Genomic DNA, 1,001 nt, shown 5'->3' with positions numbered 1-1,001 from the left:
ACGAATAAACAAGCAGCATCACTGATTGGTGTCGCTCCAATAACACGCGAAAGTGAGCGCTACAAAGGTAAGCGCGTGATCCAAGGCGGCCGAGCGCAAGTACGCACTGTGTTATATATGGCAATGATGTCAGCCATGCAATGTAACACCGTATTCAAAGCGACTTATGCTCGGCTTTTAGCTGCCGGAAAGCCTAAGAAAGTCGCTATTATTGCATGCGTGCGCAAGATGGTTGTGATCTTAAATTCAATGCTCAGAGATGGTGCTCTATGGGATGAGAACAGCGCCAAAAATTAACTATTGACGCCATAGTCGTTTGTTAGGCTTAATTTTCGAACGAATATTCGCGAGCTCTTTGATATGCAGCCTGAACCTGACCGAACATCATTGGCTCTTTTAAATGATCGGTTTCTGTTCCCCAACCACCAATAAAGTATGCCGATCTCATAGTATCTGTATGATCTACAGCATATAGCCAGTAGATACCTTCATCTCTACGGTCCTGATAAAACATATAGCGGTTTTCCCTAGCGGATAGAATATGCTCAATGTCGTCTGATAAATCCCAATGGTTTATTGGTATCACATTTCCATTTTGTTCTGAAGGACCACCAGTAGCTAACCAAACGTTAATAGCTTGATCAGCCAGGTCCTGAGAAAGCAAGCGAGCTTTGACACATTCCTCAGTGACTATAGCGTCTGAATTTGGCTTCACTTCAAAAAATGCATTGAATTCAGGAAGAAAAAAATCTGGTAGATATTTTTGACCATTTGATAAATCTATATATTCTTTCTCGTATTCAAATTGCACTCCAATACCATCAAAAAACACAGCCCAGCGAGCCTCTGTTCGTGAGCGGTATTCAATACCTTTATATGTTGTTTTAATTGCCTCAACTCTTTCTACTGCCATAGAGTCGTATCTCCTAACTTAAATAATTTAGCCTAGACATAATGACCCCCACGAAAGGTGCTAGCCTCCAATATCGTGGGTTAGCTTA

2 protein-coding genes are annotated in these 1,001 nt (G+C 41.7%); one reads left to right on the top strand and one right to left on the bottom strand.

Annotated features, from left to right (window positions below):
• The coding region (locus ACED42_RS21840) for a transposase (protein WP_371704163.1) at nt 1-297 on the top strand (297 nt) is incomplete at its 5' end.
• A 28-nt stretch (nt 298-325) separates the two neighbouring features.
• Here the strand turns inward: ACED42_RS21840 and ACED42_RS21835 are convergent.
• Nucleotides 326-913 (bottom strand): hypothetical protein, encoded by a 588-nt coding sequence (locus ACED42_RS21835; protein WP_371704161.1) that lies wholly within the window; start codon nt 911-913, stop codon nt 326-328.
• Nucleotides 914-1,001: the final 88 nt, after the last annotated feature.

Source organism: Vibrio sp. FF145, assembly GCF_041439075.1.
Lineage (GTDB): Bacteria > Pseudomonadota > Gammaproteobacteria > Enterobacterales > Vibrionaceae > Vibrio > Vibrio tasmaniensis_A.
This window is presented reverse-complemented; position numbering and strand designations above follow the sequence as displayed.

Bases quoted from the DNA above. Each gene is read 5' to 3' on its own strand.
- ACED42_RS21835 (WP_371704161.1), bottom strand. From the start codon at position 913: ATGGCAGTAGAAAGAGTTGAGGCAATTAAAACAACATATAAAGGTATT.